This window comes from Enterobacter cloacae complex sp. 6730903 (genome assembly GCF_048283985.1).
In the GTDB taxonomy this organism is placed as follows: Bacteria; Pseudomonadota; Gammaproteobacteria; order Enterobacterales; family Enterobacteriaceae; genus Enterobacter; species Enterobacter hormaechei_C.
The window spans coordinates 1-24499 of the sequence record NZ_JBLVXX010000008.1 but is presented as its reverse complement, the minus strand read 5'-3'; the positions used below and the strand labels follow the sequence as shown (position 1 = coordinate 24499).

20 protein-coding genes are annotated in these 24499 nt (G+C 61.7%); 6 read left to right on the top strand and 14 right to left on the bottom strand.

Translation table 11 applies throughout. From position 1 onward, the window contains the following. Positions 1-114: 114 nt before the first annotated feature. From cstA to entC, 6 genes are all read right to left on the bottom strand, one after another. Positions 115-2220, bottom strand: a complete 2106-nt coding sequence (gene cstA / locus ACNQ0W_RS05885; RefSeq protein ID WP_015571172.1) for a pyruvate/proton symporter CstA — start codon at positions 2218-2220, stop codon at positions 115-117. Between the two features lie 149 nt (positions 2221-2369). Beyond that, complete coding sequence (entH, locus tag ACNQ0W_RS05880) at positions 2370-2783, bottom strand: proofreading thioesterase EntH (RefSeq protein ID WP_015571173.1); 414 nt, start codon at positions 2781-2783, stop codon at positions 2370-2372. After that, positions 2783-3535 (bottom strand): 2,3-dihydro-2,3-dihydroxybenzoate dehydrogenase EntA, encoded by a 753-nt coding sequence (entA, locus tag ACNQ0W_RS05875; RefSeq protein ID WP_062932222.1) that lies wholly within the window; start codon positions 3533-3535, stop codon positions 2783-2785. The genes entH and entA overlap by 1 nt, the downstream gene beginning before the upstream one ends. Beyond that, positions 3535-4389, bottom strand: coding sequence for an isochorismatase (locus ACNQ0W_RS05870; RefSeq protein WP_015571175.1), 855 nt, complete (start codon positions 4387-4389; stop codon positions 3535-3537). Before ACNQ0W_RS05870 ends, entA begins: the two co-directional genes overlap by 1 nt. Before the next feature lie 10 nt (positions 4390-4399). Further along, complete coding sequence (entE, locus tag ACNQ0W_RS05865; protein WP_062932223.1) at positions 4400-6010, bottom strand: (2,3-dihydroxybenzoyl)adenylate synthase EntE; 1611 nt, start codon at positions 6008-6010, stop codon at positions 4400-4402. Positions 6011-6019: 9 nt separating this feature from the next. Further along, on the bottom strand, positions 6020-7195 hold the full coding sequence (gene entC, locus ACNQ0W_RS05860; RefSeq protein WP_062932224.1) for an isochorismate synthase EntC: 1176 nt from the start codon (positions 7193-7195) through the stop codon (positions 6020-6022). A gap of 188 nt (positions 7196-7383) precedes the next feature. On the opposite strand from entC, the gene fepB reads away from it, so the two are divergent. After that, a complete protein-coding gene (gene fepB, locus ACNQ0W_RS05855) occupies positions 7384-8343 on the top strand; it encodes a Fe2+-enterobactin ABC transporter substrate-binding protein (RefSeq protein ID WP_062932225.1) in 960 nt (319 codons plus the stop codon). Positions 8344-8420: 77 nt separating this feature from the next. Here the strand turns inward: fepB and entS are convergent, their stop codons facing one another. Continuing rightward, on the bottom strand, positions 8421-9647 hold the full coding sequence (gene entS, locus ACNQ0W_RS05850) for an enterobactin transporter EntS (RefSeq protein WP_062932226.1): 1227 nt from the start codon (positions 9645-9647) through the stop codon (positions 8421-8423). A gap of 108 nt (positions 9648-9755) precedes the next feature. Here entS and fepD point away from each other — a divergent pair, with 108 nt between their 5' ends. Genes fepD through fepC form a run of 3 tightly spaced genes read left to right on the top strand, consistent with a single transcriptional unit; the run spans position 9756 to position 12540 of the window. Next, on the top strand, positions 9756-10760 hold the full coding sequence (gene fepD, locus ACNQ0W_RS05845) for a Fe(3+)-siderophore ABC transporter permease (protein WP_062932227.1): 1005 nt from the start codon (positions 9756-9758) through the stop codon (positions 10758-10760). Next, positions 10760-11749, top strand: a complete 990-nt coding sequence (gene fepG / locus ACNQ0W_RS05840; protein ID WP_074135646.1) for an iron-enterobactin ABC transporter permease — start codon at positions 10760-10762, stop codon at positions 11747-11749. The genes fepD and fepG overlap by 1 nt, the downstream gene beginning before the upstream one ends. After that, entirely contained in the window at positions 11746-12540 is a 795-nt protein-coding gene (fepC, locus tag ACNQ0W_RS05835; protein WP_062932229.1) for an iron-enterobactin ABC transporter ATP-binding protein, read from the top strand. The genes fepG and fepC overlap by 4 nt, the downstream gene beginning before the upstream one ends. A gap of 82 nt (positions 12541-12622) precedes the next feature. Here the strand turns inward: fepC and entF are convergent, their stop codons facing one another. Genes entF through fes form a run of 3 tightly spaced genes read right to left on the bottom strand, consistent with a single transcriptional unit; the run spans position 12623 to position 17899 of the window. Further along, on the bottom strand, positions 12623-16480 hold the full coding sequence (entF, locus tag ACNQ0W_RS05830; protein WP_062932230.1) for an enterobactin non-ribosomal peptide synthetase EntF: 3858 nt from the start codon (positions 16478-16480) through the stop codon (positions 12623-12625). After that, positions 16477-16689 carry an MbtH family protein gene (locus tag ACNQ0W_RS05825; protein ID WP_062932231.1) on the bottom strand — a complete coding sequence of 71 codons (213 nt, stop codon included), beginning with the start codon at positions 16687-16689 and terminating at the stop codon, positions 16477-16479. Before ACNQ0W_RS05825 ends, entF begins: the two co-directional genes overlap by 4 nt. A 10-nt stretch (positions 16690-16699) precedes the next feature. Beyond that, entirely contained in the window at positions 16700-17899 is a 1200-nt protein-coding gene (fes, locus tag ACNQ0W_RS05820) for an enterochelin esterase (RefSeq protein ID WP_062932232.1), read from the bottom strand. Positions 17900-18045: 146 nt separating this feature from the next. Between fes and ACNQ0W_RS05815 the strand changes: the two genes are divergently transcribed. Next, positions 18046-20286, top strand: coding sequence for a TonB-dependent siderophore receptor (locus ACNQ0W_RS05815; RefSeq protein ID WP_047052915.1), 2241 nt, complete (start codon positions 18046-18048; stop codon positions 20284-20286). A gap of 81 nt (positions 20287-20367) precedes the next feature. Beyond that, positions 20368-21057, top strand: coding sequence for an enterobactin synthase subunit EntD (gene entD, locus ACNQ0W_RS05810; protein ID WP_062932233.1), 690 nt, complete (start codon positions 20368-20370; stop codon positions 21055-21057). On the opposite strand, the gene ACNQ0W_RS05805 is transcribed toward entD, so the two are convergent. Genes ACNQ0W_RS05805 through sitA form a run of 4 tightly spaced genes read right to left on the bottom strand, consistent with a single transcriptional unit; the run spans position 20993 to position 24394 of the window. Continuing rightward, positions 20993-21832, bottom strand: a complete 840-nt coding sequence (locus ACNQ0W_RS05805; RefSeq protein WP_062932234.1) for a metal ABC transporter permease — start codon at positions 21830-21832, stop codon at positions 20993-20995. The genes entD and ACNQ0W_RS05805 overlap by 65 nt on opposite strands. Continuing rightward, positions 21826-22677 carry an iron/manganese ABC transporter permease subunit SitC gene (gene sitC / locus ACNQ0W_RS05800; protein ID WP_180261496.1) on the bottom strand — a complete coding sequence of 284 codons (852 nt, stop codon included), beginning with the start codon at positions 22675-22677 and terminating at the stop codon, positions 21826-21828. The genes ACNQ0W_RS05805 and sitC overlap by 7 nt, the downstream gene beginning before the upstream one ends. Further along, positions 22674-23480, bottom strand: coding sequence for an iron/manganese ABC transporter ATP-binding protein SitB (gene sitB / locus ACNQ0W_RS05795; RefSeq protein ID WP_116329815.1), 807 nt, complete (start codon positions 23478-23480; stop codon positions 22674-22676). Before sitB ends, sitC begins: the two co-directional genes overlap by 4 nt. A gap of 2 nt (positions 23481-23482) precedes the next feature. Further along, on the bottom strand, positions 23483-24394 hold the full coding sequence (sitA, locus tag ACNQ0W_RS05790) for an iron/manganese ABC transporter substrate-binding protein SitA (protein ID WP_062932236.1): 912 nt from the start codon (positions 24392-24394) through the stop codon (positions 23483-23485). Positions 24395-24499: the final 105 nt, after the last annotated feature.

Genomic DNA, 24499 nt, shown 5'->3' with positions numbered 1-24499 from the left:
ATCAGTTTCTCGTTTGTATTCCCCTCACCCTGACCCTCTCCCCAAAGGGGAGAGGGAACTTTAACACCCTCGCCCCTGTGGGGAGAGGGCTGGGGTGAGGGGGGTTTGGTAATGTTAATGCGCCCCTTTCGCCTGGGTGACAATCTCGTCCAGGTTCTCAGGCATTGGCTCATACGGTGTCTCTTTCGCCGTCGGTTTGTCGACTTTCAACGCCGCCAGCGCGGTTTTCAGAGAATACAACGCCAGCACCACAACCACCACCATAAAGAAGATGGTCAGCCCGGCGTCCAGACGGTTGTTAAACACCAGCTGCGACAGCTGCGACTCGGTGTACTGTGCCGGGATCTTGCCGCTGTCGATCATCGCCTGGAACTTGTTGGCGATCGCCAGGAAGCCCACCTTGTTGTCCGGGCTGAAGGCTTTCTGCCAGCCCGCGGTCAGGGTACAGATCAGCAGCCACGCCGTTGGCACCAGCGCCACCCATGCGTAACGCTGGCGCTTCATCTTGAACAGCACCACCGCGCAGAGCATCAGCGCCATGCCCGCCAGCATCTGGTTGGCGATACCGAACAGCGGCCACAGGGTGTTAATCCCGCCCAACGGATCGACCACGCCCTGATGCAGGAAGTAGCCCCACGCCAGCACGCACAGCGCCGTCGCCAGCAGGTTAGCCGGGAGTGAATCGGTACGCTTCAGGTTCGGGGAGATCACCCCCAGCAGATCCTGCAACATAAAGCGCGCCGCACGCGTACCGGCATCCACTGCCGTCAGAATAAACAGCGCCTCGAACAGAATGGCGAAGTGATACCAGAACGAGACATCCATCAGCCCGCCCAGCGCGCCGTGCAAAATGTAGGCCATACCCACCGCCAGCGTTGGCGCTCCGCCCGCACGGGAGATAATCGACTGCTCGCCGACCTCGTTGGCGATATGCGTCAACGTTTCCGGGGTAATCGCAAAGCCCCAGCCGCTGACCACCTGCGCGGCAGAGGCAACCACGTCAACGGTGCCCGCCGGGGCCAGTACCGCCATTGGGCTGTTCATCGCAAAGTAAACGCCCGGGTCAATAATACAGGCCGAAACCAGCGCCATAATCGCCACGAAGGACTCCATCAGCATGCCGCCATAGCCAATCAGGCAGGCCTGATTTTCATTCGCCAGCATCTTCGGCGTGGTCCCGGAGGCGATCAGCGCGTGGAAGCCCGACACCGCCCCACAGGCGATGGTGATAAACAGGAACGGGAACAGGTTGCCGGTCCAGACCGGGCCGGTGCCGTCAATAAATTTGGTCAGCGCAGGCATGGTCAGGGTCGGGCGCATAATCAGAATGCCGATCGCCAGCCCGACGATGGTGCCGATTTTCAGGAAGGTAGAGAGGTAGTCACGCGGGGCCAGCAGCAGCCATACCGGCAGCACCGCCGCCACGAAGCCGTAGCCCACCAGCATCCAGGTCAGCTGCACGCCGGTGAAGTCGAAGAACGGCGCCCAGGTCGGGCTTTCCGCTACCCAGCCGCCGGAGATAATCGCAAACACCAGGAACACCAGGCCAATAACTGAAACTTCACCAATGCGCCCCGGACGCAGATAGCGGATATAGATCCCCATAAACAGCGCCAGCGGAATGGTGAAGGCGACGGTATAGGTTCCCCACGGGCTGTGGGTCAAGGCTTTCACAACGATCATCGCCAGCACCGCGAGGATGATCACCATGATCATAAAGGTCGCCACCAGCGCAATCACCCCGGCGGTTGCGCCCATCTCCTCTTTCACCAGCTCACCCAGCGAACGACCGTCGCGGCGGGTGGAGACGAACAGCACCATGAAGTCCTGCACCGCGCCCGCCAGCACCACCCCCGCGAGGATCCAGATCATCCCTGGCAGGTAGCCCATCTGCGCGGCCAGTACCGGCCCCACCAGCGGGCCTGCCCCGGCAATCGCCGCGAAATGGTGACCGAACAGCACTTTTTTATCGGTCGGCACGTAGTCCAGACCGTCGTTATGACGCACGGCCGGCGTCATGCGCGTGCCGTCTACGCCCAGTACCGTCTTAGCGATATAGCGGCCATAAAAACGGTATGCGATCAGATAAATGCAGACGGAGGCGACGACGATCCACAGCGCGTTGATCTGCTCCCCCCGGTTGAGGGCGATATAGCCCAGGGCAAAGGCTCCCACCACGGAGAGCACCGCCCACGTAAGGTATTTCCCTGAGTTGTTCATAGTTGTTGTCCGTTGTTGTGAAACAGTGAGATGTTACATTTTGTTTCTAGAACAACGGATAAAATTTAACAACTTTGAAACGCAATAATGCGTGGTCAAACCAGAGATTTACACCACAGTGTTAAGCCGATCACTTTCAGCTGAATGACTTACCCCAACACCATCGTACTCAACCGACAGGTACAGCACCGCCGCCCCTGCTCGTCGAACACCACGATCTCCCAGCTCTGGCTGGAACGGCCCAGATGCAGCGGCTGACACACGCCGCGTACCTTACCGTGAGAGACCGCGCGGTGGTGCGTGGCATTCAGTTCCGTGCCCACCACGTTCTGCCCGTCACGGGTCATCAGAAAACCGGCCATTGAGCCCAGCGTTTCCGCCAGCGCCGCCGAGGCGCCGCCATGCAGCAGGCCAAACGGCTGGTGGGTGCGGGCATCCACCGGCATCTCTGCTTCCAGCGTATCGTCCCCGAGGCGGGTATAGACGATGCCAAGGTGCCCCACCATCGTATTCAGGCTGGTGGCGTTCAGCTCCTCGAGCGTTAAATGACGTTTCCAGATCATTACGCCCCCAGCGTGGAGCCGCCGTCCACCACGATATCCTGCAAGGTGATATGGCTGGCGGCATCGGATGCCAGGAACAGCACGGTCGCAGCAATCTCCTGTGGACGGGCAATTTTACCGAGCGGAATGCCGAGCTTGAACTGCTCGCCAAAGCCGCGAATGCGCCGCTGTTCCGCATCATCGCTGGTCCACAGGGTGCGCTGCATGTCGGTATCCGTTGAACCCGGCGACACCAGGTTACAGCGTACGCCGCTGCCCGCCAGTTCCAGCCCGACGGTCAGCGCCAGGCTTTTCAGCGCCGCTTTCGACGCGCCGTAGGCGCTCATGCCGATGCGCGGCGTGTGCGCCGCGTCAGAGGCCACCGTCACAATCGCCCCACCCTGCTGACGACGGAACTGGCCCATCGTCTGCTGGAACAGGTTGAACGCGCCGCCGACGTTGACCGCAAAGGTCTGCTGCCAGTCCTCCTGCGAGAGCTGATCCGTCGCGCCCATACGCAGAATGCCCGCCGCGTTAACCAGCACATCGAGCCGCTCAAGGCTGCTGAGCAAACGCCCGCAGACGTCACTCGCCTGCGCCGCATCCGCCACGTCCAGCGTTTCGGTGGCAAACGGATATTCGCCGTGAGGGAAAGCCAGATCGAACCCGGTCACCTGCGCCCCGGCCTCCACAAATGCCAGCGCGGTCGCATAACCAATGCCCTTACCCGCGCCCGTCACCCAGACCGTTTTACCGGTGAAATCAAAAACCATCACTTCACCTCGCGGGAGAGCAGCGCCCACCAGGCATCGAGGGTCGGATTTTTTGCCAGCATCACGAAATCAATGTCGCCGTGCACTTTGCGCCAGCGGGCGGCCAGCGCCATCATGCGCACTGAATCCAGACCGTAGTCGATCAGGTTTTCGTCATCCATCGGCTCGTCGGACTCGTCCAGCAGCGGCAGGATCAGCTCACGCAGCGCGGCTTTCGTTGTCGGAACGGACGGCAGCAGTTCGTCGGTCATCACCACGCGGCCCGAACGTCCTGCCACGTATTTCAGCGACATCAGGTGCTCGTCGCGGGTGAAATCCGCCAGCGCGTCGGCGATAAAGAACGGTTTGATGTCGCGCATAAAGGCGTCGGTGGCGGTGGTCATGCAGCCGATGTGGGCGTACACGCCGGTGATCAAAAGCTGGTTGCGCCCGGTCTCTTTAAGCATCTGCTCCAGCGGCGAGCGGTGAAACGCGCTGTAGCGCCACTTCACCAGCACGGTGTCCGCTTCGTCCGGGGTCAGCTCAGCGACGATGCGCTGCTGCTCCGGCGAGCGAGTCAGGCCCGGCCCCCACATATCGTTCAGCAGGGCGCGGTCTTCATCGCTCTGATCTTTCGGCTGCGCGGTGTAGTACACCGGAATATTGTGCTCTTTGCAGTACGCGCGCAGTTTAGCGATGTTCGCCACTACCTGCTGCATCATGTCGCTGTTTTCGCCCCAGAAGTTCAGGAAGTACTCCTGCATATCGTGGATCAACAGCGCGGCGCGCTCCGGCTCAAACGCCCAGTTCACTTTACTGGTCGGCAGTTCGGCGGCGGTTGGCAGCGCGTATGCGGTTAATTTTGGAATGGCCATTCTCTGTTCCTCAGCCCCGGGCGCGTTCAGCAAGCCACAGGCGCAACTGTTTCTTATCAACTTTGCCGACCGGCGTGAGCGGAAGCGCATCTACGCTCTCCACGCGGTCCGGCAGCTTAAATTCGGCGACGCCCTGCTCGCGCAGGAAGCGGCGCACCTCCACCGCGCGCAGGGGTTGTTTCACCACCAGGTACGCGCAGCTTTTTTCGCCCAGCAGGCTGTCCTCCATGCTCACCAGCGCGGCGTGGATCACCGCGTCGTGGCGCAGCAGCAGGTTTTCGATCTCTTCGGCGGCGATCTTCTCGCCACCGCGGTTGATCTGATCTTTCTCGCGCCCCTGCACGGTGATGTAACCCTGCTCATCGATGGCGATCAGATCGCCCGAGCAGTAGAAACCGTTGGCATCAAAGGCACTGGCGTTGTGCTCCGGGCTGTTGAAATAGCCGCGGAAGGTGTAAGGGCCGCGCGTCATCAGACGCCCGACTTCCCCGCGCGGCAGCGGGTTGCCGTCCTCATCCGCCACCCACACTTCATCGTCCGGGCACATCGGGCGGCCCTGGGTATTGATGATGCGTTCCGGCGCATCGTCGAGGGCGGTGTAGTTCACCAGCCCTTCCGCCATGCCAAACACCTGCTGAAGCTGACAGCCAATTTCCGCCGGAATACGCGCCGCAAGCGTGGCGGAGAGGCGTGCGCCGCCCACCTGGAGCAGCTCCAGGGATTTCAGCTGGGCGTTCCCCGCGCCGTCGGCAATCGCCTGCAACCACAGGCTGACCGCGGGCGGCACCAGCGAGGTGACGTTTATCTGATGCTGCTCAATCAGCGGGAAGCAGAGCGTGGCGCTCGGATCGTTCGCCAGCACCACGCAGCCGCCCGCCGTGAAAACGCCTAACGATCCCGGCGAGCTCATGGCGTAGTTATGCGCCGCGGGAAGCGCGTTCAGATAGCGGGTGCGCGCAGTGATACCGCAGATTTCGTTGCTGCGACGGATGCTGTAGTCGTAATCGTTATGCGTACGCGGGATCAGCTTCGGCGTGCCGGTGCTGCCGCCGGAGAGCTGGAAGAACGCCACTTCGTCGGCGGGCGTCGGGTTCGGGATGAAATTGTCCGCCGGGCGTGCAATCGCCGCCTCCAGCGCGTGTTCGCCCTTATCGCCGCGTAGCAGCACAACGCGTACCGAGCGATGCGCATCCACAAAGGTATTGAGAAAATCATCACCCGCGAACAGCGTGTGGTCGCGGTCGGCAATCAGCACGGCGGGTTTGATCTGCTCCGCGTAGGCGTTGAGTTCGCTGCGCTGATGGCTAAAGAGCGCGTTGACCGGTGCGACGCCGATTTGCAGCAGCGCGAAGAAGGTGATGTAGAACTCGGCCACGTTGCCGAGCTGCACCAGCGCGGTCTCGCCGCGATGCAGCCCCTGCGCCTGAAGGGCAGACGCCAGATTCGTCACCGCCTGATTAAACGCGCGGTAGGTAATGCGGCGATCGCCGTCAATTATCGCGACCGCATCGCTGTCCGCATGGTCCGTCAGGATGTGGGTCAGCGGCAGATCCTGCCAGTAGCCTTTTTCACGGTAGCGGCGGGCAAACTCCTCAGGCCAGCGGGTAAAAGGGATGGTCATGAGTATTCCTTAGTGCAAACCAAACACGTTGAGCATGGTGGAGAGCTTCACGCCCGTCTCGCGCCACTCACCCACCGGGGAGGAAGCAGGCACAATGCCCGCGCCGGCAAACAGGCGAACGGTATTTTGATGCAGCCGCGCGCAGCGAATAGTTACCACCCACTCGCCGTTGCCTTCGCTGTCGCACCAGCCAACGATGCCGCCGAACAGCTCACGGTCGAACGGTTCCAGCTCGGCAATCAGCTCTTTTGCCGCCTGATGCGGGAAGCCGCTCAGCGCTGGCGTCGGGTGCAGCAGGCAGGCCAGCGTCAGGGCGTTTTCGTTTTCACGCGCGTCACCTTCTACCGGCGTCGCCAGATGCCACAGCGTCGGGGTGGTGATGAGCTGCGGGGAAGCCGGCATGCTCAGATGATGGCTGCGCGGTTCCAGAATGGTTTTCATCGCCTGGGTTACCAGGTCGTGCTCGTGACGATCTTTTTCGGAGGCCAGCAGCTTAGTGCCCGCTTCGCGATCCAGCACATCGTCCGGCTGACGGCGCGCAGAGCCCGCCAGCGGCAGCGAGCTAAAGTGCGCGCCCTCTTTACGCAGCAGCAGTTCCGGGCTGGCGCCCAGCAGCACGCCGCCGTCTTCCAGCGGTACGTGGAAGTTAAAGCTCGCCGGGTTCTGGGCGATAAGACGCTCCATCAGCGCGCTGCTATCAATCTGTTTGTCGGTGGCGATATCAATCAGGCGCGACAGCACCACCTTATTCACCTGCGGCGTGGCGGTGAGCGACGCGGCGCGAGCCACCATCTCCTCGAAAACCGGCTGCGGCGGGATCTCGGTGCGTTGTTGCACGTTCAGCGTCTGCGCGCCGGAGGCGTAGCGTGCGGACTGCTGACGCGCCGGGCGGGAGAAGGTTTGCCAGCGTTGCGGAATAAACAGCGATGACGGTTTGCGGGTATCGAAGGGGATCGCCCCTACCATCACCGGATGGGCAATGCCGCTGGCTTTCGCATTCCGGAAAGCCTGTGCTAATTTCTGCTGAAAAGGACCCGCCGGATCGTCACCGCCCACGGCGGGTTCAGAAAAACGGGCAAAACAGCCGGACGTCGTAAAACTGCGATAGGGCGACATAAAGAAAAAGCTGTCTGATTGCAGCGTGGTCGCGGTGTGCTGAACTTCCTCAGCCAGGGACGTGTCCATATCATCCTCCTTAAAATGATAAAAGAAGCAATAATGATTATCATTTATATTTTCGTCGGCTAACCTAATCCCACATCGCCCCGCTGTCAACCGTCGGGCAACTAACTTGTGTGACAAACGCTTGCATCCCTTCCCCACAGCCCTGAAAATGAGAAGCATTATCTTCAATAAAATCAGGATGCCGCTCTGTGAAAATCGCTGCCCTTTACCGCAATGCCCTTCTTTTAACAGGACTTTTTGTTTTAGGACTAACCTCAGCCGTCGCCGCCGACTGGCCGCGCCAGGTCACCGACAGCCGCGGCGTTCACACGCTTGAGAGCAAACCGACGCGCATTGTCTCCACCAGCGTGACCCTAACCGGCTCGCTGCTGGCGATTGACGCGCCGGTCATTGCCAGCGGTGCGACCACGCCGAACAACCGCGTGGCAGATGCACAGGGCTTTTTACGTCAGTGGGGCGATATCGCGAAGCAGCGTAAGGTTGCCCGGCTGTACATCGGCGAGCCGAGCGCCGAAGCGGTCGCGGCCCAGATGCCGGACCTGATTTTGATCAGCGCCACCGGCGGGGATTCCGCGCTGGCGCTCTACGATCAGCTTTCCGCCATCGCCCCGACGCTTATCATTAACTACGACGACAAAAGCTGGCAGGAACTGCTGACCCAGCTGGGGACGATCACCGGGCAGGAAACACAGGCCGCAGAGCGCATCGCTGCCTTCGATAAACAGCTCGCCCAGGTGAAACAGCAAATGAAGCTGCCCCCACAGCCGGTGAACGCCATCGTTTACACCGCCGCGGCGCACAGCGCCAACCTGTGGACCGCGGAATCCGCACAGGGCAAGCTGCTGCACCAGTTGGGCTTTACGCTGGCGGCGTTACCCGATGGATTGCACACCTCGAAAAGCCAGGGCAAGCGTCACGACATTATTCAGCTGGGCGGGGAAAACCTGGCGACGGGGCTGAACGGTGAAGGACTGTTTGTGTTTGCGGGCGACCAGAAAGATGTAGATGCGATTTACGCCAATCCGCTGCTGGCCCATCTGCCGTCGGTGAAAAACAAACGGGTTTGGGCATTGGGAACCGAGACGTTCCGCCTGGATTATTACAGCGCGATGTTGGTGTTGCAGCGTTTGAATTCAATTTTTAAATAAGAGGCACGTTTCCCGTAGGCCCGGTAAGCGCAGCGCCACCGGGCGTTTTGTCGGGTGGCGGCTACGCCTTACCCGACCTACAGGTTCTGCCTGAACCGACGCAACTCCACCAAAACCGCCAATAAAATTACGCCAACCACGGCTAACACAAACCCGCTGCTGCTCGCCGACGCCACCGGGGTCATTATCGCCCCCAGCCCGCCGAGGATCGCTGCGCCAATCGCATCGCCCGTGACGTTCTGCGCCGTCCACAGGCCGTTAATGCGCCCGAGCATCCCTTCCGGCGTCTGGGTCTGGATCAGGGTGTACTGTAAAAGCGAGCTGACCGCGCTCAGCCAGCCAAAAATCACCAGACACATCACCCCCAGCGCCCACACCGGCATCAGGCTGAAGAAACCAATCGCGATAAACGAGGCCAGCGTCGCCACCAGCATGATCAACCCCGGTCTCGCACTCTGCGCCAGGTTGCCGCTGGTCAGCGCCCCGCACGCGGCGCCGAGCGGAATGGCGGCGTACAGCACGCCAATCTCTGAGGCGCTCATCTGCCACTCGCCCGCCAGCGCCGGGTACAGCACGCGCACGGCGCTCGCCATCGTCAGCAGGCCGCCGAGCAGCGCAATGCCGCCAATCAGCGGGTTGCTGAACAGGAAACGAATCGCGGCCATCAGGGACTTCAGCGGATGCTCGCGCGGCTGCGGCGGGGGTGGCAGGAGCGGCAAACGCAGCAGCGTCAGGGTGGTGATAAAGGTGCCCGCCGCGGCAAGGCCGTAGTTCCACGCCACGTTGCCGGTCGCCAGCATCAGGCCGCCCACCATCGGCGAAATCACCGAGCCGAGGCGCACGGTGAGCATGGTGATCGCCCCCGCCTGCATCAGGTTCTCGCGCCCGACCAGCGCGGGGGTCGCCGCCAGCAGCGCCGTCACGCCTAACGAGGCAAAAAAGCCGTCCCACAGGCCAAGGGCATAAATCGCCATCAGCGACGGCTCCGGCAGCATTGCGTTCAGACACAGCCCGACAAAGCCCACCCCACAGGTGCCGCGCGCCAGCAGGATCAGTTTTTTACGCTCGTAGCGATCCGCCAGCACGCCGCCCACCATCAGGCCGATAAACATCGCCCCGCCGGTTAAGGTGACGGATAACCCCACCAGCCAGCTGGAGTGGGTCATGGACTGGATCTGGACGGGCACGGCAACCCCAAGCAGGCCGAGGGACAAAATAGAGATAAAGCGGGCGATAAAGACGGCGCGAAACGCCGGGTGCGTCTTAAGCAGGCTGAGGTTAAGCAGCCAGGATTTTTGATTCATGACAAGGCCTTGAGTCTATTTCTACCAATTCCATGGGCGCACATGCTAACATAGCCAAATAAGATAGATAACGATAATCACTATCATTATCAAATCATGGATGTTGCTATGTCGTTTTCCTCTTCTGCGGTGCGCGCCATTGCCGTGCCCGTTTTATTGCTACTGCTAATCCTTGCGATTGCACTCAGCCTGCTGGTCGGCGCAAAACCGCTGCCCGCGTCCGTTATTGTCGATGCGCTCTCCGGTACCTGTCAGAGCGCCGACTGCGTCATCGTGCTCGACGCTCGCCTGCCCCGCACCCTTGCCGGACTGCTGGCCGGCGGCGCGCTCGGCCTTGCCGGTGCCCTGATGCAAACCCTTACCCGCAACCCGCTGGCGGACCCCGGCATTCTCGGCGTTAACTCCGGCGCCAGCTTTGCCATCGTGCTCGGCGCGGCGCTTTTCGGGTTAACGTCCCCCTCTGAACAGCTGGTGATGGCCTTTTGCGGCGCGCTGGCGGCCTCGCTGGTGGTGGCGTTTACCGGCAGCCAGGGCGGTGGACAGCTCAGCCCGGTACGCTTAACCCTGGCGGGCGTGGCGCTCGCGGCGGTGCTGGAAGGGTTATCGAACGGCATCGCCCTGCTCAACCCGGACGTGTATGACCAGCTGCGCTTCTGGCAGGCTGGTTCGCTGGATATCCGTACCCTTGATACCCTGAAAGTGGTGGCATTCCCGGTCATTATCGCTGCCGCCGTGGCGCTGTGTTTAAGCCGGGCGCTCAACAGCCTGAGCCTCGGCAGCGACACCGCGACCGCCCTCGGCAACCGCGTGGCGCGCACGCAGCTGACGGGCCTGCTTGTCATCACCGTGCTGTGCGGCAGCGCGACCGCCGTCGTCGGGCCGATTGCCTTTATCGGCCTGATGATGCCGCACATGGCGCGCTGGCTGGTGGGTGCGGATCACCGCTGGTCGCTGCCGGTGACGCTGCTGGCGACCCCTGCCCTGCTGCTGTTTGCCGACGTACTGGGCCGCCTGCTGGTGCCCGGCGAGCTGCGCGTCTCGGTGGTCAGCGCGTTTATCGGCGCGCCGGTGCTGATCTCCCTGGTACGTCGCAGACGCGGGGGTGGCGCATGATGGCCCCGTCCCGTCGTTTACTCACCAGCGTCGCCCTGCTGGTCGTCGCCAGTCTGCTGCTGGCGGTCTGGAGCCTGCAAAGCGGTGCCGTAACGCTTGATTTCGCGCAGGTCTTTCACGCTCTCACCGGCAGCGCGCCGCGTAACATCACCATGGTGGTGACGGAGTGGCGACTGCCGCGCGTGGCGATGGCGATCCTGGTCGGCGCGGCGCTTGGCGTCAGCGGCGCGATATTCCAGTCACTGATGCGTAACCCCCTCGGCAGTCCGGACGTGATGGGCCTGAATACCGGCGCGTGGAGCGGCGTGCTGGTAGCGATGGTGCTGTTCGGGCAGCATCTCACGGCCATTACCTTTACGGCCATGGCGGGCGGCATTCTCACCTCCCTGCTTATCTGGGCCCTGGCCTGGCGCAACGGCATCGACACCTTCCGCCTGATCATCATCGGGATCGGCATCCGCGCGATGCTGATGGCGTTTAACACCTGGCTTCTGCTACAGGCGTCGCTGGAAACCGCACTCTCCGCCGGGCTGTGGTACGCCGGTTCCCTCAATGGTCTGACGTGGGGAAAAACCTGGCCCGCCGCGCCGCTGATTATCCTGATGTTTATTGGCGCGTTGCTGCTGGTCAGGCGCATGCGGCTGCTGGAGATGGGCGACGACAGCGCCTGCGCGCTGGGCGTGAGCGTAGAGCGCTCGCGCCTGATGCTGATGCTGGTGGCGGTCTTGCTGACCGCAGCGTCTACCGCCATCGCCGGGCCGATCTCGTTTATTGCCCTTGTCGCGCCCCATATCGCGCGGCGACTTAGCGGCACCGCGCGCTGGGGCTTAACCCAGGCGGCGCTGTGCGGCGCGCTTCTGCTGCTGGCCGCCGATCTCTGCGCCCAGCGGCTGTTTACGCCTTATCAACTGCCGGTGGGCGTGGTGACCGTCAGCCTCGGCGGGATTTACCTCATCGTCTTGCTCGTTCAGGAGTCACGCAAGAAATGACAGATTCAACACCCCGCTTGCGCGGCGAAAACTTGACCCTCGGCTACGGTAAAAAAATCATTGCCCGGGACTTATCCGTTGCCATTCCGGACGGCCACTTCACCGCCATTATCGGGCCAAACGGCTGCGGCAAATCGACATTGCTGCGCACGCTGAGCCGCCTGATGTCGCCGGTTGAGGGCAGCGTGTTCCTCGACGGGGAGCAGATCCAGCGCTTCGCCAGCAAAGAGGTGGCGCGACGCATCGGACTGCTGGCGCAAAACGCCACCACGCCGGGGGATATTACCGTGCAGGAGCTGGTCTCGCGCGGGCGCTATCCGCACCAGCCGCTGTTTACCCGCTGGCGCAAGGAGGACGACGAGGCCGTGACGCGCGCGATGCAGGCGACGGGCATCACCGATCTCGCCCGGCAAAGCGTCGATACCCTCTCCGGCGGACAGCGCCAGCGCGCGTGGATCGCGATGGTGCTGGCACAGGAAACCTCGATCATGCTGCTGGACGAGCCGACGACGTGGCTCGATATCAGCCATCAGATTGACCTGCTGGAGCTGCTGAGCGAACTGAACCGCACGCAGGGGTATACCCTGGCGGCGGTGCTGCATGATTTAAACCAGGCGTGCCGCTACGCGACGCATCTGATTGCGCTGCGCGACGGCGAGATTGTGGCGCAGGGCGCGCCGAAGGAGATTGTGACGCCGGATCTGATCGCGCGGATCTACGGCATGCGCTGCATGATTATTGACGATCCGGTGGCGGGTACGCCGCTGGTGGTGCCGTTAGGTCGGCGGTAATTGCCGGGTGGCGGCTACGCCTTACCCGGCCTACATTCCGCTCCCGTAGGCCCGGTAAGCGCAGCGCCACCGGGCATTTGCACTATCCTAAAATTTCCTTCAGTACCGGCCCAATCTTCTCAAACGCCTGCGGTGAAATAATATCCACGTGGGCGCAGTCCTGGCTGTACACCTCCAGCTCACCCACCCACGGCGCCCACGCGACCTGCGGATCCAGGGTTCGCGTTCGCTCGGCGACAAACAGCGTCGCTTTACCGTCAAACCGCGCGCTGTGTGCCGTGGTGAGCAGCCGCACCGCGTCGGTGTAGTTGCCTTCGATAGCGTTAAACAACTCGCTGGAGCCCTGCCCCTGCTGGGCGGCAATAAACGCCTGACGTTCGCGCTCAATTTCCGCCAGCACCTCCGGATCGAGGCCGTTGGCCTCTTTCTCCGCCCAGTTCTGGGTTTCCGGCGGCCAGGTATCCAGCAGGCCGAGGAACGCTACGTCTTCACCCTGCTCGCGCAGGCGCGCCGCAATGCCCTGCGCCAGCGTGCCGCCGAGGGAATAGCCGAACAGATAATACGGCCCCTGCGGCTGTTGCTTACGCAACGTGTTCAGATGATGCTCGATCACCGCATCGAGATCCGCACACTGCTGCATCGGCCCGTCCGGGCGCGGCGACTGAATGCCGACGATTGACCAGCGCGGGCTGAGGTAGCGCGCCAGGACGCTAAACTGCCAGGCAAAGCCGGACGCCGGATGGAAGCAGAACAGCGTCGGGCCGTTGCTTTCACGCAGCGGGAGAACAGTTTCATACCCCAGACGCTGCGCCTGCTCGTCGCTCATCTGCGAGTCCAGCAGGGCGCTAAGCTTACTCACCGTCGAGGCGACCATAATCTGCCCCGGCGTGACCTTGCGGCTGAACGCACGGCTAAGCTGAGCCGCGAGACGCATCGCCAGCAGCGAGTGGCCGCCGAGGGCAAAAAAATCGGCTTCGATATCGTTCACCGCGCAGCCCAGCAGGGCAGAAAACGCCTGCGCCACGGCGACTTCGGTTTGCGTCTCAGGCGCGCGACCGGAAGTTTTGCTGGTCAGCTCCGGCAGCGGCAACGCCTTGCGATCCAGCTTGCCGTTGGCGCTTAACGGCAACGCGCTGATTTGCAGCAGCACCACCGGCACCATATGTGGCGGCAGCTGGGCTTTGAGTGATGCAAGCAGCGCGTCACGATCCAGCGGTAAGCCGGATTCGGAGACAACGTACCCCACCAGCTGGCGGGCATCGCCGCCCGTGGCAGCCGCCTGGTTGAACACGCAGGCGTGCGCCACGGCCTGAGCCACATCCGGCAGCGCAAGCATCGCCTGGTCGATTTCGCCCAGCTCGATGCGCTGTCCGCGGATTTTCAGCTGATCGTCGCTGCGGCCCAGATATTCCACCGCGCCGTTGTCCAGCCAGCGGGCAACGTCCCCGGTGCGGTACATTCGCTCGCCGGGGGCAAACGGATCGGCAATAAAGCGGCTGGCGGTGAGGTCCGGACGGCCCAGATACCCCTGCGCCAGCTGAATGCCGGTCAGATACAGATCTCCCGCCACGCCGAACGGCACCGGGCGCATCATCGCGTCCAGAATGCGCAGCCCCGTATTCCACACCGGGAAGCCGATAGGCACGCTGTTGCCTTTCACCGCCGCCAGCTCGGGGCCGTACGCCGGATACCAGCTGACGTCCACCGCCGCTTCGGTCGGGCCATAGAGGTTATGCAGCGGCGCATGGGTGAGCTGTTCCCACTCGCGACACAGCGCAGTCGGCAACGCCTCGCCGCTACAGAACACCTGCTTTAGCGTCCTGCAACAGTCGACGTTTTCCGGCGTCAGCGAGGCGACGAACGCCGCCAGCATTGACGGCACGAAGTGGGTGGTGGTTACGCCATATTCTGCGAAGAAGTTCTGCATCGCCTGCGGATCGCGGTGCGCGTCCGGCTCGGCCATCACCAGCTTCGCCCCGGCGATAAACGGCCACCAGAACTCCCACACCGACACGTCAAAGCTGCACGGCGTTTTCTGCGCCACCACGTCATGCGCCGTCAGTGGATAATGATCCTGCATCCACTTCAGGCGGTTAACGATGGCGGTATGGCCGACCATCACCCCTTTTGGACGTCCCGTCGAACCGGAAGTAAAGATGATGTACGCGGTCTGCTCCGGCTTCGCCAGCCGCAGAGGTTCAGCATCGGTGGCCGGTAATAGTGTGTTGTAACTAAAGGTGGCGATCGGCAGATCGTTAAAGCGCGGAAGCTGCTCGTCGGTGGTAATGAGCAGCGACGGCTTCGCGTCCTCCAGCATCATTCGCAGACGGTCGTCCGGATAACCGGTATCCAGCGGCAGCCAGGCGGCGCCAGCTTCAACAATCCCGTGCAGCGCCAGGGTCAGGAACACCGAGCGCGGGAGCGCCACCGCCACGCTGTCGCCCGGCTTCACGCCGCGCGCGCGCAGCAGGTTTGCCAGTGCGACTACCTGCTCGCGCATCTGGCGGTAGTTCAGTTCAGTATGGGCATCCGCCAGCGCGGGGGCGTCCGGCGTTTTGCTCGCCTGCTCCGCCACCAGATCCGCCAGCGTGGTGGACGGCAGCGCCAGCCCGGTATCGTTGATGCGCGCCAGCCGGACGTATTCATGCTCTGATACGGTTTCCACGTCGCCGCAGCGCAGGTCCGGATTGGCGGCAAACTGCATCAGCATTGCGTTCAGGCGCGCCGCGTGTCCCTTCAGCGTCGCCTCGTCGTAACGCTGCCCGTTGGCGAGGATCTCAATACTCAGTCCGCCCTGCTCGTCCGGGAACAGCGCCAGCTCCAGATCGTTCACCGGGCCGGTCGCCAGCGTGTGGGTCATGGCCTCCACGCCGTCGATATCCAGCTGATAATCGAACACCTTGACGTTCAGCACCGGACCAAACAGGGCTTCGTCGCCTGCGGCCTTCCCGCTGTCGCGCACGATCTGCTCGGCGTCGTAACGCTGATGGCGGCGCATCTTTTTCAGCTGGTTCGCCAGGCGCAGCGCCAGCGTCGGCAGGCTCTCCTGCGGATCGATATTGACCGCCAGCGGCAGGACGTTGAGCACCGGTCCGGTCGCGGTCAGCGCGGCGGAGCCCATGCGGCGCATAAAGATAAACCCGGCGGCGTAGTCCAGCCGTCCGGTCAGACGGCCCAGCCACAGCGCCACCAGCGCAAGGGCCAGATCGGTACGCTGCGCCTGGCCTGCCATCTGTGCAAGCTGGCTGAACGCATAGCCGTCCATCGCAATTTTCAGGCGCAGGATGTCGGTGGTGGCGGTGCGACCCGGCAGCGGCGCGGAAGAGAGCGAGACCGGAGAAGGAAGCTGTTTGCGTTGTTCGGCCCAGAAAGCACCGTCGCGCTGATACGCCTCGCTGTCGCGATAGCGCTGATACTCCTCCACCACCTCGGCGAACGGGGTGAACGGGGAGGCGGGCGAGGGTTCACCTCTCTGCCACGCAGCGTAAATGGCGGCGATCTGACGGGTAATAGCCGGGAAACTGAAGCCATCCACCACCAGATGATGATAGCGCTGATACCAGTACCAGTGGCTTTCTCCCACCTGAATCAGCTGGTGAAACGCCAGCGGCTGACCGCTGTCGACGCGCAGGTTCTGGTTGAGATCGGCCTCCATCAGCGCCACGGCGGCGTCGTGGCAGTCAACGCGCACGATGGACGGCTCCGGCAGGATCATGGCCTCATCGATCCACTGCCACACCTCTCCGTTATCTTCGGCAAAACGCATCCGCAGCGTGTCGGCCTGCATCATGCCTTCAGCGATGGCTTTTGCCAGCAATGGCGCATCGATAGCGCCTTTCAGTTCGGTGTAGTGCGCGACGCTCCAGGCGTTTGGCAGGGAGGAAAGCTGCTCTGCCATCCAGATCCCCGGCTGGGCGGCGACAAGAGGGAGACGGTTCATGCGCGCTCCCCCGCAAAATAAGACGGCTCAAGCGTCTGCCACTGTTCCGCCAGCCACTGCTGGCACGCCTCCTGAGATTGCGGTTCGCAGACCACGCGCCAGCCCGCGGGCAACTCGCACTGCTGCGGCCACAGGCTGTACTGCCCCTGGTCATTTTGCAAAATGGCGAACTGTCCCTGCGGATTATCGAAAGGATTGCTGAATTCCATACAGACTCCGTTATTGAATAAGCGGCTGCCAGAGGGTCATCAGCCCCTGCGTCAGCCCACCGCGCCAGCAAAGCGCATCGTGTCCGCCGTCAACCTGACGCCAGAAAACCGGTTGCTGAGTGTGTAGTTCGGCGAGGATCGCCTGGTTTGCGCGCAAGATAAGCGGTTCGTTGCGCCCGGCCTCAAGGACGATGCGCAGCCCGCGAGCGGTTTTTTCACCCGCTTTGAGTTGTTCGATGAGCAGCCCGTCCAGCTGCGCGCCGCGGTGCGGCCACCAGTAGGATCCGGACTGGCTGAGAATGCAGCCAAAACGCTGCGGCCAGTTGAGGCCCGCGTAGAGGGAGGAAAGACCGCCGAAGCTCTGGCCCGCCACCACGGTATGGTCGGCGCGGTCACTGAACGGGGCCATGCTTTTCACCTGCGGGAGGAGTTCGTCCTGCACCGCCAGCCAGAAATCAGGGTTACACGGCAGCTCGCGGCTGCGGTGTGCGGTGTCAATCACGTCGATTAAGACATAGACCGCAGGCGGCAGTTTGCCTTCATGGGTGAGCGACGCCAGCGCAGGCCAGACGGGCATGCTTTCGGCCCAGAACTGCCCGTCGAGCAGCACCGCCAGCGGGCGCTTAGGGCTTTCATCCCCGGTGGTAAAAATCCACACGCGGCGACGGTTCTTCAGACGCGCGCTGTGCCACTCAATGCAGACAGGCTTTTTGTAAGGGGTATCGGGATGGTTCCAGCCGGGCTGTACGGGCGCCTCCGGCATCTCCAGCGCCGAGACGGCGTGCCCGCGCCCGCCGCGCCAGCTCTGGGCATTCAGCGGGTCGGACACCGCGTGCGGCAGCAGTTTGCGCCAGCCTTCCCGCAGCGCCATGCGGTCCGGCTGCTCGCCGTCAAACACTGCGCTGGCAAAATCGTTTTCATTATCGGAGGGGATAAAACAGTAGCTGCCGCGCCATTCCGGGCTGAACTCGCCCTGCCACTGCCAGACGTCGGTATCCGGGATACGTTCAAGGGACTGCGGACGGGCATTTTGATGGTGATCGGTCACGCCGGTGACGTAGAGCCAGACGCGTTTCACCGTCGACGTTTTCTGCGTTCCCGCCGGGTCCCGCCACCAGAATGTCACGCGATAGTTTTCCTGATGACGTTCCCGTTCCGGCCCGTTTTTCGCCTGCCACCACGCTTCACTTCCGGTTGTTAACGCCGTCACCCTTATAACCCCATGTTTAACAGTCTTTTTTGTTGCAGAGCAAATTTTATTGATAATATTATTGATAACTATTTTCATTTGCAATAGCGTAATGCCCGCGCTGTGGGAAGCGCGCTCATTAATTAACCATAAAAGCGGGACGTACAATGAATAAGAAGATTCACTCTCTGGCCTTGCTGGTCAATTTAGGGATTTATGGTGTCGCGCTGCCCGCCATGGCAGACGACAACACCGCCTCCGCGCAGCACGAAGACACCATGGTGATCACCGCCGCCGAGCAGAATTTGCAGGCGCCGGGCGTGTCGACCATCACCGCCGACGAGATCCGCAAAAACCCGCCCGCGCGCGACGTGGCGGAAATCATCCGCACCATGCCGGGCGTTAACCTGACCGGCAACTCCACCAGCGGCCAGCGCGGGAACAACCGTCAGATTGACATTCGCGGCATGGGCCCGGAAAACACCCTGATCCTGATTGACGGCAAGCCGGTCACCAGCCGCAACTCCATCCGTCTGGGCTGGCGCGGCGAGCGTGATACCCGCGGCGATACCGGCTGGGTCCCGCCGGAGATGATCGAGCGCATCGAAGTGATCCGTGGCCCGGCTGCTGCCCGCTACGGTAACGGCGCGGCGGGCGGCGTGGTGAACATCATCACCAAAAAATTCGACGACCAGTGGCACGGCTCCTGGAACACCTATCTGAACGCGCCAGAGCATAAAGACGAAGGTTCCACCAAACGCACCAACTTCAGCCTGAGCGGCCCGCTGGGCGGGGATTTCAGCTTCCGCATGTACGGTAACCTGGATAAAACCCAGGCCGACGCGTGGGATATCAACCAGGGTCATCAGTCCGATCGCACGGGCGCTTACGCCAACACCCTGCCCGCAGGCCGTGAAGGGGTGGAAAATAAAGACATCAACGGCGTGGTGCGCTGGGACTTCGCACCGATGCAGTCGCTGGAGTTTGAAGCGGGCTACAGCCGCCAGAACAACCTGTATGCGGGTGACACGCAGAACACCAACAACGACAACGCGCTGGTGAAGAAAAACTACGGTAAAGAGACTAACCGTATCTATCGTCAGAACTTCGCGGTGACCTGGAACGGCGGCTGGGATAACGGCATCACCACCAGCAACTGGGCGCAGTACGAGCACACCCGCAACTCTCGTCTGGGTGAAGGGCTGGCGGGCGGTCTGGAAGGCCTGTTCAACAGCAATAAGTTCACCGATACCGATCTGGCCGACGTGATGCTGCACAGCGAAATCAACCTGCCGATTGATTTCATTGTGAACCAGAACCTGACGCTCGGCACCGAGTGGAACCAGCAGCGCATGAAGGACTCGACCTCCTTCTCGCAAACCCAGCAGGGCGGCACTATCCCGGGCATGAGCGAAGACCGTAGCCCGTACACCTCAGCGGAGATCTTCTCCCTGTTCGCCGAAAACAACATGGAGCTGACCGACAGCACCATGCTGACCCCTGCCCTGCGCTTCGACCACCATACTATTGTGGGTAATAACTGGAGCCCGTCCCTGAACCTGTCGCAAGGTCTGGGGGATGACTTCACCCTGAAGATGGGCATCGCGCGCGCCTATAAAGCGCCGAGCCTGTATCAGACCAACCCGAACTACCTGCTGTACAGCAAAGGCCAGGGCTGCTACGCCAGTTCCGACGGCGTGGGCTGCTACATGATGGGTAACGACGATCTGAAAGCGGAAACCAGTATCAACAAAGAGATTGGCCTGGAGTGGAAACGCGACGGCTGGCTGGCGGGCGTGACCTGGTTCCGCAACGACTACCGCAACAAGATTGAAGCGGGCTACGCGCCGATTGGCCAGACGTCCACCGGCAAAGTCACCACCGATATCTACCAGTGGGAAAACGTGCCGAAGGCGGTAGTGGAAGGTCTGGAAGGCTCCCTGAACGTGCCGGTCAGCGACACCATCAACTGGACCAACAACATCACCTACATGCTGCAAAGCAAGAACAAGGAGACCGGCGATCGTCTGTCGATCATCCCGGAGTACACGCTGAACTCTACCCTGAGCTGGCAGGTACGTCAGGATGTGTCATTGCAGTCGACCTTCACCTGGTACGGCAAGCAGCAGCCGAAGAAGTACAACTACAAAGGTCAGCCGGTGACCGGGTCTGAGAAAGACGAAGTCAGCCCGTACAGCATCGTTGGCCTGAGCGCGACCTGGGACGTGACCAAAAACGTCAGCCTGACCGGCGGCGTGGACAACGTATTCGACAAGCGCCAGTGGCGCGCGGGTAATGCCCAGACCACGGGTAATACCACGACGGGTGCGTATATGTACGGTGCGGGTGCGTATACGTATAATGAGCCGGGTCGCACCTGGTACATGAGCGTGAATACGAGGTTCTGATATAGGCAATGACTTCCCCCTCTCCCTGTGGGAGAGGGCCGGGGTGAGGGCATCAGGCCGCACAATACTGAAGGGAAAACCATGCACACAAACCACAGCACATTTTCTCTCGCCGGCCACACCCTCCACCGCATCACTTTCGACCCCACCACCTTCACCGACGCCGATCTCCTCTGGCTCCCCCATCACGCCCAGCTCGCTGACGCCGGACGCAAACGCAAGGCCGACCACCTCGCAGGCCGCATCGCCGCCGCGCACGCATTAAACGATCGCACTGTTCCCGCCATCGGCCCCAGCGGGGAACCGCTCTGGCCGCACGGTATTTCCGGCAGCATCACCCACAGCGGCACGCAGGCGATAGCCGTCGTCACGCAATACCCGGCGCTTATCGGCATCGATTGTGAAACGATCCTCTCCGAAAACGAAGCCAGGGAAATCAAAGACGGCATTATTGATACGCAGGAAGAACCTGTGTTTTCCCGCCTGGGATACCCGTTCGCCCTCGCCCTGACGCTGGTCTTCAGCGCCAAAGAGAGCCTGTTCAAGGCCCTCTTTCCGCAGGTGAAATCATATATGGGTTTTGACTGCGCCCGCGTTACCAGGCTCGACGACAAGACGCTCACGCTGGCGTTGACCCGTCAACTGGCTGGCTTTAACGAAGGCACCGCCTTCCCCCTGCACTGGCAGCAGCACGGCGAACAGGTCATCACCCTGCTGTCACACGCTCCAGGCGACGCGCCTTCACGCTGGTCACCACAAACGTCACGATAAACACCATCGCGAACAGGACCACAATGGTCGGTGCAGGCGCGCTGTCGAGATAAAACGAGGCATACACGCCGCTTACCGACACGAGGGCTGAAACGGCGACCGCCACCAGCAACGCCGTGTGAAAGCGTCGAGTAATCAGCACCGCCACCGCGCCGGGCGCAATCAGCAGGGAAATCGACAGAATGATCCCCACCGCTTTCAGCGTCGCAACGATGGTCAGCGAAACCATGCACAGTAAGCCGTAGTGCAGCCAGCGGGTGCGCAGGCCGCTCGCCTGCGCCTGCTGATAGTCAAAGCAGAACAGCAGAAAATCGCGCCACTTCAGGCCAATCACCAGCGCAATCAGCCCCGCGACGAGACCGCTTTGCAGAATGTCCATCCCGTTAATACCCAGCATATCGCCGAACAGAATGTGGTCGAGATGCACCTCAGGTTTGACGGCGATATAGAGGATCAGCCCGGCGCCGAACATGCCGGAAAAGACGATCCCCATGACCGTATCCTGCTTGATGCGGCTGTTATCCTTCAGGTATCCGGTGGCGACCGCGCAGAACAGACCGGCCACGAATGCCCCCAGCGCCAGCGGCAGGCCCATCATCCAGGCCAGCACGACGCCGGGAAACACCGCGTGGCTCATGGCGTCGCCCATCAGCGCCCAGCCTTTCAGCACCAGAAAAACCGACAGCAGCGCGCAGGGCACGGCCACCAGGAGTGAAATCAGCAGCGCGTTGTTCATAAACGCAAACTGGAACGGTTCGAGAAGCAGCGTCAACATGGGTGTGCCTCCCGCGCCCGACGACGGCTGGCAAGCAGCCCGTGCTTCGGCGCAAAGACGAACGCCATCAGGAACAGCAGCGTCTGGGCGACCACGATAATGCCGCCGGTGGCGCCGTCCAGGTAATAACTGGCCCACGCGCCGAGGAAGCTGGTGATGCTGCCAATGGCGACCGCAATCATCAGCAGGCGCGGGAAGCGGTCGGTCAGCAGCCACGCGGTCGCGCCGGGCGTGACCACCAGACAGATCACCAGAAATGCGCCGACGGTTTGCAGCGCCGCCACGGTAGAGACCGCCAGCAGCGTAAAGAAGAGAATTTTCAGGCGTTCCGGGCGCAGGCCGATGGCGCGGGCGTGGTTCTCATCAAAAAAGGTCACCATCAGATCTTTCCATTTGAACAGCAGGATAACCATCGACACTACGCCGATAATCGCCAGCTGGACGATATCTTGCGGGGCGATAGCCAGAATATTGCCGAGGACGATGGTCTGAATGTTCACCGATGTCGGGTTGAGCGAGACCATAAACAGCCCCAGTCCGAAAAAGGAGGAGAAGATCAGCCCGATAATGGCGTCCTCCTTCAGACGGCTGCGCTGGTTGAGAAACAGCATGCTGCCCGCCGCCAGCCCGCCCGATAAAAACGCCCCCAGCGAGAACGGCAGCCCGAGCATATAAGCACCCGCCACGCCTGGCACGATGGAGTGCGACAGCGCATCGCCGATCAGCGACCAGCCTTTGAGCATCAGATAGCAGGAGAGAAACGCGCACAGCCCGCCTACCATCGCCGAGACCCACATCGCGTTGAGCATGTACTCGTAGCCGAAGGGTTCGAGAAGCGCGTTCATTTGGCCTCCTGACGGTGCGTGACGAAGGGGCGCTCGTCGTCGGTAATAATGCGATCTTCCGAACCGCTGAGCACCACGTGGCGCAGCACGCCGCTGAAGGCGTGCTCAAGTTTCTCGGCGGTGAAGGTGGTTTCCGTCGGGCCGCTCGCCAGCACGGTGCCTTTGACCATCACCGTGTAATCGCAGAATTCTGTGACCGAGCCCAGATTGTGGGTCGAGACCAGCATGGTTTTGCCCTCGTCGCGCAGCTCCCGCAGCAGGCTGATGATCCTGGCTTCGGTTTTGACGTCCACGCCGGTAAACGGCTCGTCGAGCAGGATCACTTCGCCCTGCTGGGCAATCGCCCGCGCCAGAAACACGCGCTTCTTTTGGCCTCCGGACAGTTCGCCAATCTGCCGATGGCGCAGCTCAAGCATATCCACGCGCTTCAGGGCATCGGTGACGATCTGCTTATCGCATTCTTTGGGCCGACGCAGAAACCCCATATGCCCGTAGCGGCCCATCATCACCACGTCTTCGACCAGCACCGGAAACGACCAGTCGACCTCTTCCGACTGCGGCACGTAGGCGACCAGGTTCTGACGCAGCGCCTGGTGAGGCGGCAACCCCAGAATGGAGATAGTGCCGCTCGCCGCCCGCACAAACCCCATCACCGCCTTAAACAACGTGGACTTGCCGGAACCGTTCACCCCCACCAGGGCGGCAATCGATCCGCCCGGCACGCTGAACGACGCGTCACGCAGCGCCGTGTGGCCGTTGCGGTAGGTCACGGTCACGTCGGTTACAACAATCCCCTTCTGCATGGTTACTCCTTCATCCCGTCACGGATGCCCTGCACCAGCGTGCGGGTGGTGACGTTCAGCAGATCGATATAGGTCGGCACCGGACCGTTTTCCGCGCTCAGGGAGTCAACGTACAGCACGCCGCCGTAGTGGGCGCCGGTTTCCCGCGCCACCTGACGGGCGGGTTTATCCGAGACCGTGCTTTCGCTGAACACCGCCGGGATGCGATGTTTTTTCACCAGATCGATAACCTTGCGCACCTGCTGGGGCGTGCCCTGCTGATCGGCGTTGATCGGCCACAGGTACAGCTCCTTCAGGCCCAAATCCCGCGCCAGATAGGAAAAAGCGCCTTCACTGGTCACCATCCAGCGCTTGTCTTCCGGGATCTCCGCGACCTGCTTGCGCAGCGGTGCGAGAGTGGCGGTGATCTTCTGCTTGTAGGCTTCCGCATTGCGCTGGTAGGTCTGGGCGTTGGCCGGATCGTACTTCACCAGCGCGTCGCGGATGTTATCGACGTAAATCAGGGCGTTGTCCGGCGACATCCACGCGTGCGGATTGGGTTTGCCGTTATACGGCCCTTCGCTGATGCCCATCGGGGTGATGCCTTTGGTGACAATCACCTCCGGCACGCCGTTCAGATGCTGATAAAAGCGCTGGAACCACAGCTCCAGGTTCATGCCGTTCGCCAGGATCAGCTGCGCCTTCTGCGCACGTTTGATATCGCCCGGGGTGGGCTGGTATTCGTGAATTTCCGCGCCCGGTTTGGTAATGGAGGTGACCTCTGCGGCATCCCCCGCCACGTTTTTCGCCATATCAGCAATAACGGTAAAAGTGGTGATGACCTGGAACTTTTCAGCCGCCAGCGCGCCGGTCGTGGTCGCGGTCATGAGTAGCGCGCCGAGCAACAGTCGCTTCAATCCTTGCCGTGGATGCATCGCAGAAGTCTCCTGAGGTGATTAAAATCAAAGCAAAATTAGCCTGTGCTATAAGGTATAGCACCTGTCTCTTATACACATCTGACGCTGCCGACGACTAACCTC

What these genes read in the sequence shown, in the direction of transcription:
- cstA (WP_015571172.1), bottom strand. Translation starts at nt 2,220, where the DNA reads ATGAACAACTCAGGGAAATACCTTACGTGGGCGGTGCTCTCCGTGGTG.
- entH (WP_015571173.1), bottom strand. Translation starts at nt 2,783, where the DNA reads ATGATCTGGAAACGTCATTTAACGCTCGAGGAGCTGAACGCCACCAGC.
- entA (WP_062932222.1), bottom strand. Translation starts at nt 3,535, where the DNA reads ATGGTTTTTGATTTCACCGGTAAAACGGTCTGGGTGACGGGCGCGGGT.
- ACNQ0W_RS05870 (WP_015571175.1), bottom strand. Translation starts at nt 4,389, where the DNA reads ATGGCCATTCCAAAATTAACCGCATACGCGCTGCCAACCGCCGCCGAA.
- entE (WP_062932223.1), bottom strand. Translation starts at nt 6,010, where the DNA reads ATGACCATCCCTTTTACCCGCTGGCCTGAGGAGTTTGCCCGCCGCTAC.
- entC (WP_062932224.1), bottom strand. Translation starts at nt 7,195, where the DNA reads ATGGACACGTCCCTGGCTGAGGAAGTTCAGCACACCGCGACCACGCTG.
- entS (WP_062932226.1), bottom strand. Translation starts at nt 9,647, where the DNA reads ATGAATCAAAAATCCTGGCTGCTTAACCTCAGCCTGCTTAAGACGCAC.
- fepD (WP_062932227.1), top strand. Translation starts at nt 9,756, where the DNA reads ATGTCGTTTTCCTCTTCTGCGGTGCGCGCCATTGCCGTGCCCGTTTTA.
- fepG (WP_074135646.1), top strand. Translation starts at nt 10,760, where the DNA reads ATGGCCCCGTCCCGTCGTTTACTCACCAGCGTCGCCCTGCTGGTCGTC.
- fepC (WP_062932229.1), top strand. Translation starts at nt 11,746, where the DNA reads ATGACAGATTCAACACCCCGCTTGCGCGGCGAAAACTTGACCCTCGGC.
- entF (WP_062932230.1), bottom strand. Translation starts at nt 16,480, where the DNA reads ATGAACCGTCTCCCTCTTGTCGCCGCCCAGCCGGGGATCTGGATGGCA.
- ACNQ0W_RS05825 (WP_062932231.1), bottom strand. Translation starts at nt 16,689, where the DNA reads ATGGAATTCAGCAATCCTTTCGATAATCCGCAGGGACAGTTCGCCATT.
- ACNQ0W_RS05815 (WP_047052915.1), top strand. Translation starts at nt 18,046, where the DNA reads ATGAATAAGAAGATTCACTCTCTGGCCTTGCTGGTCAATTTAGGGATT.
- entD (WP_062932233.1), top strand. Translation starts at nt 20,368, where the DNA reads ATGCACACAAACCACAGCACATTTTCTCTCGCCGGCCACACCCTCCAC.
- ACNQ0W_RS05805 (WP_062932234.1), bottom strand. Translation starts at nt 21,832, where the DNA reads ATGTTGACGCTGCTTCTCGAACCGTTCCAGTTTGCGTTTATGAACAAC.
- sitC (WP_180261496.1), bottom strand. Translation starts at nt 22,677, where the DNA reads ATGAACGCGCTTCTCGAACCCTTCGGCTACGAGTACATGCTCAACGCG.
- sitB (WP_116329815.1), bottom strand. Translation starts at nt 23,480, where the DNA reads ATGCAGAAGGGGATTGTTGTAACCGACGTGACCGTGACCTACCGCAAC.
- sitA (WP_062932236.1), bottom strand. Translation starts at nt 24,394, where the DNA reads ATGCATCCACGGCAAGGATTGAAGCGACTGTTGCTCGGCGCGCTACTC.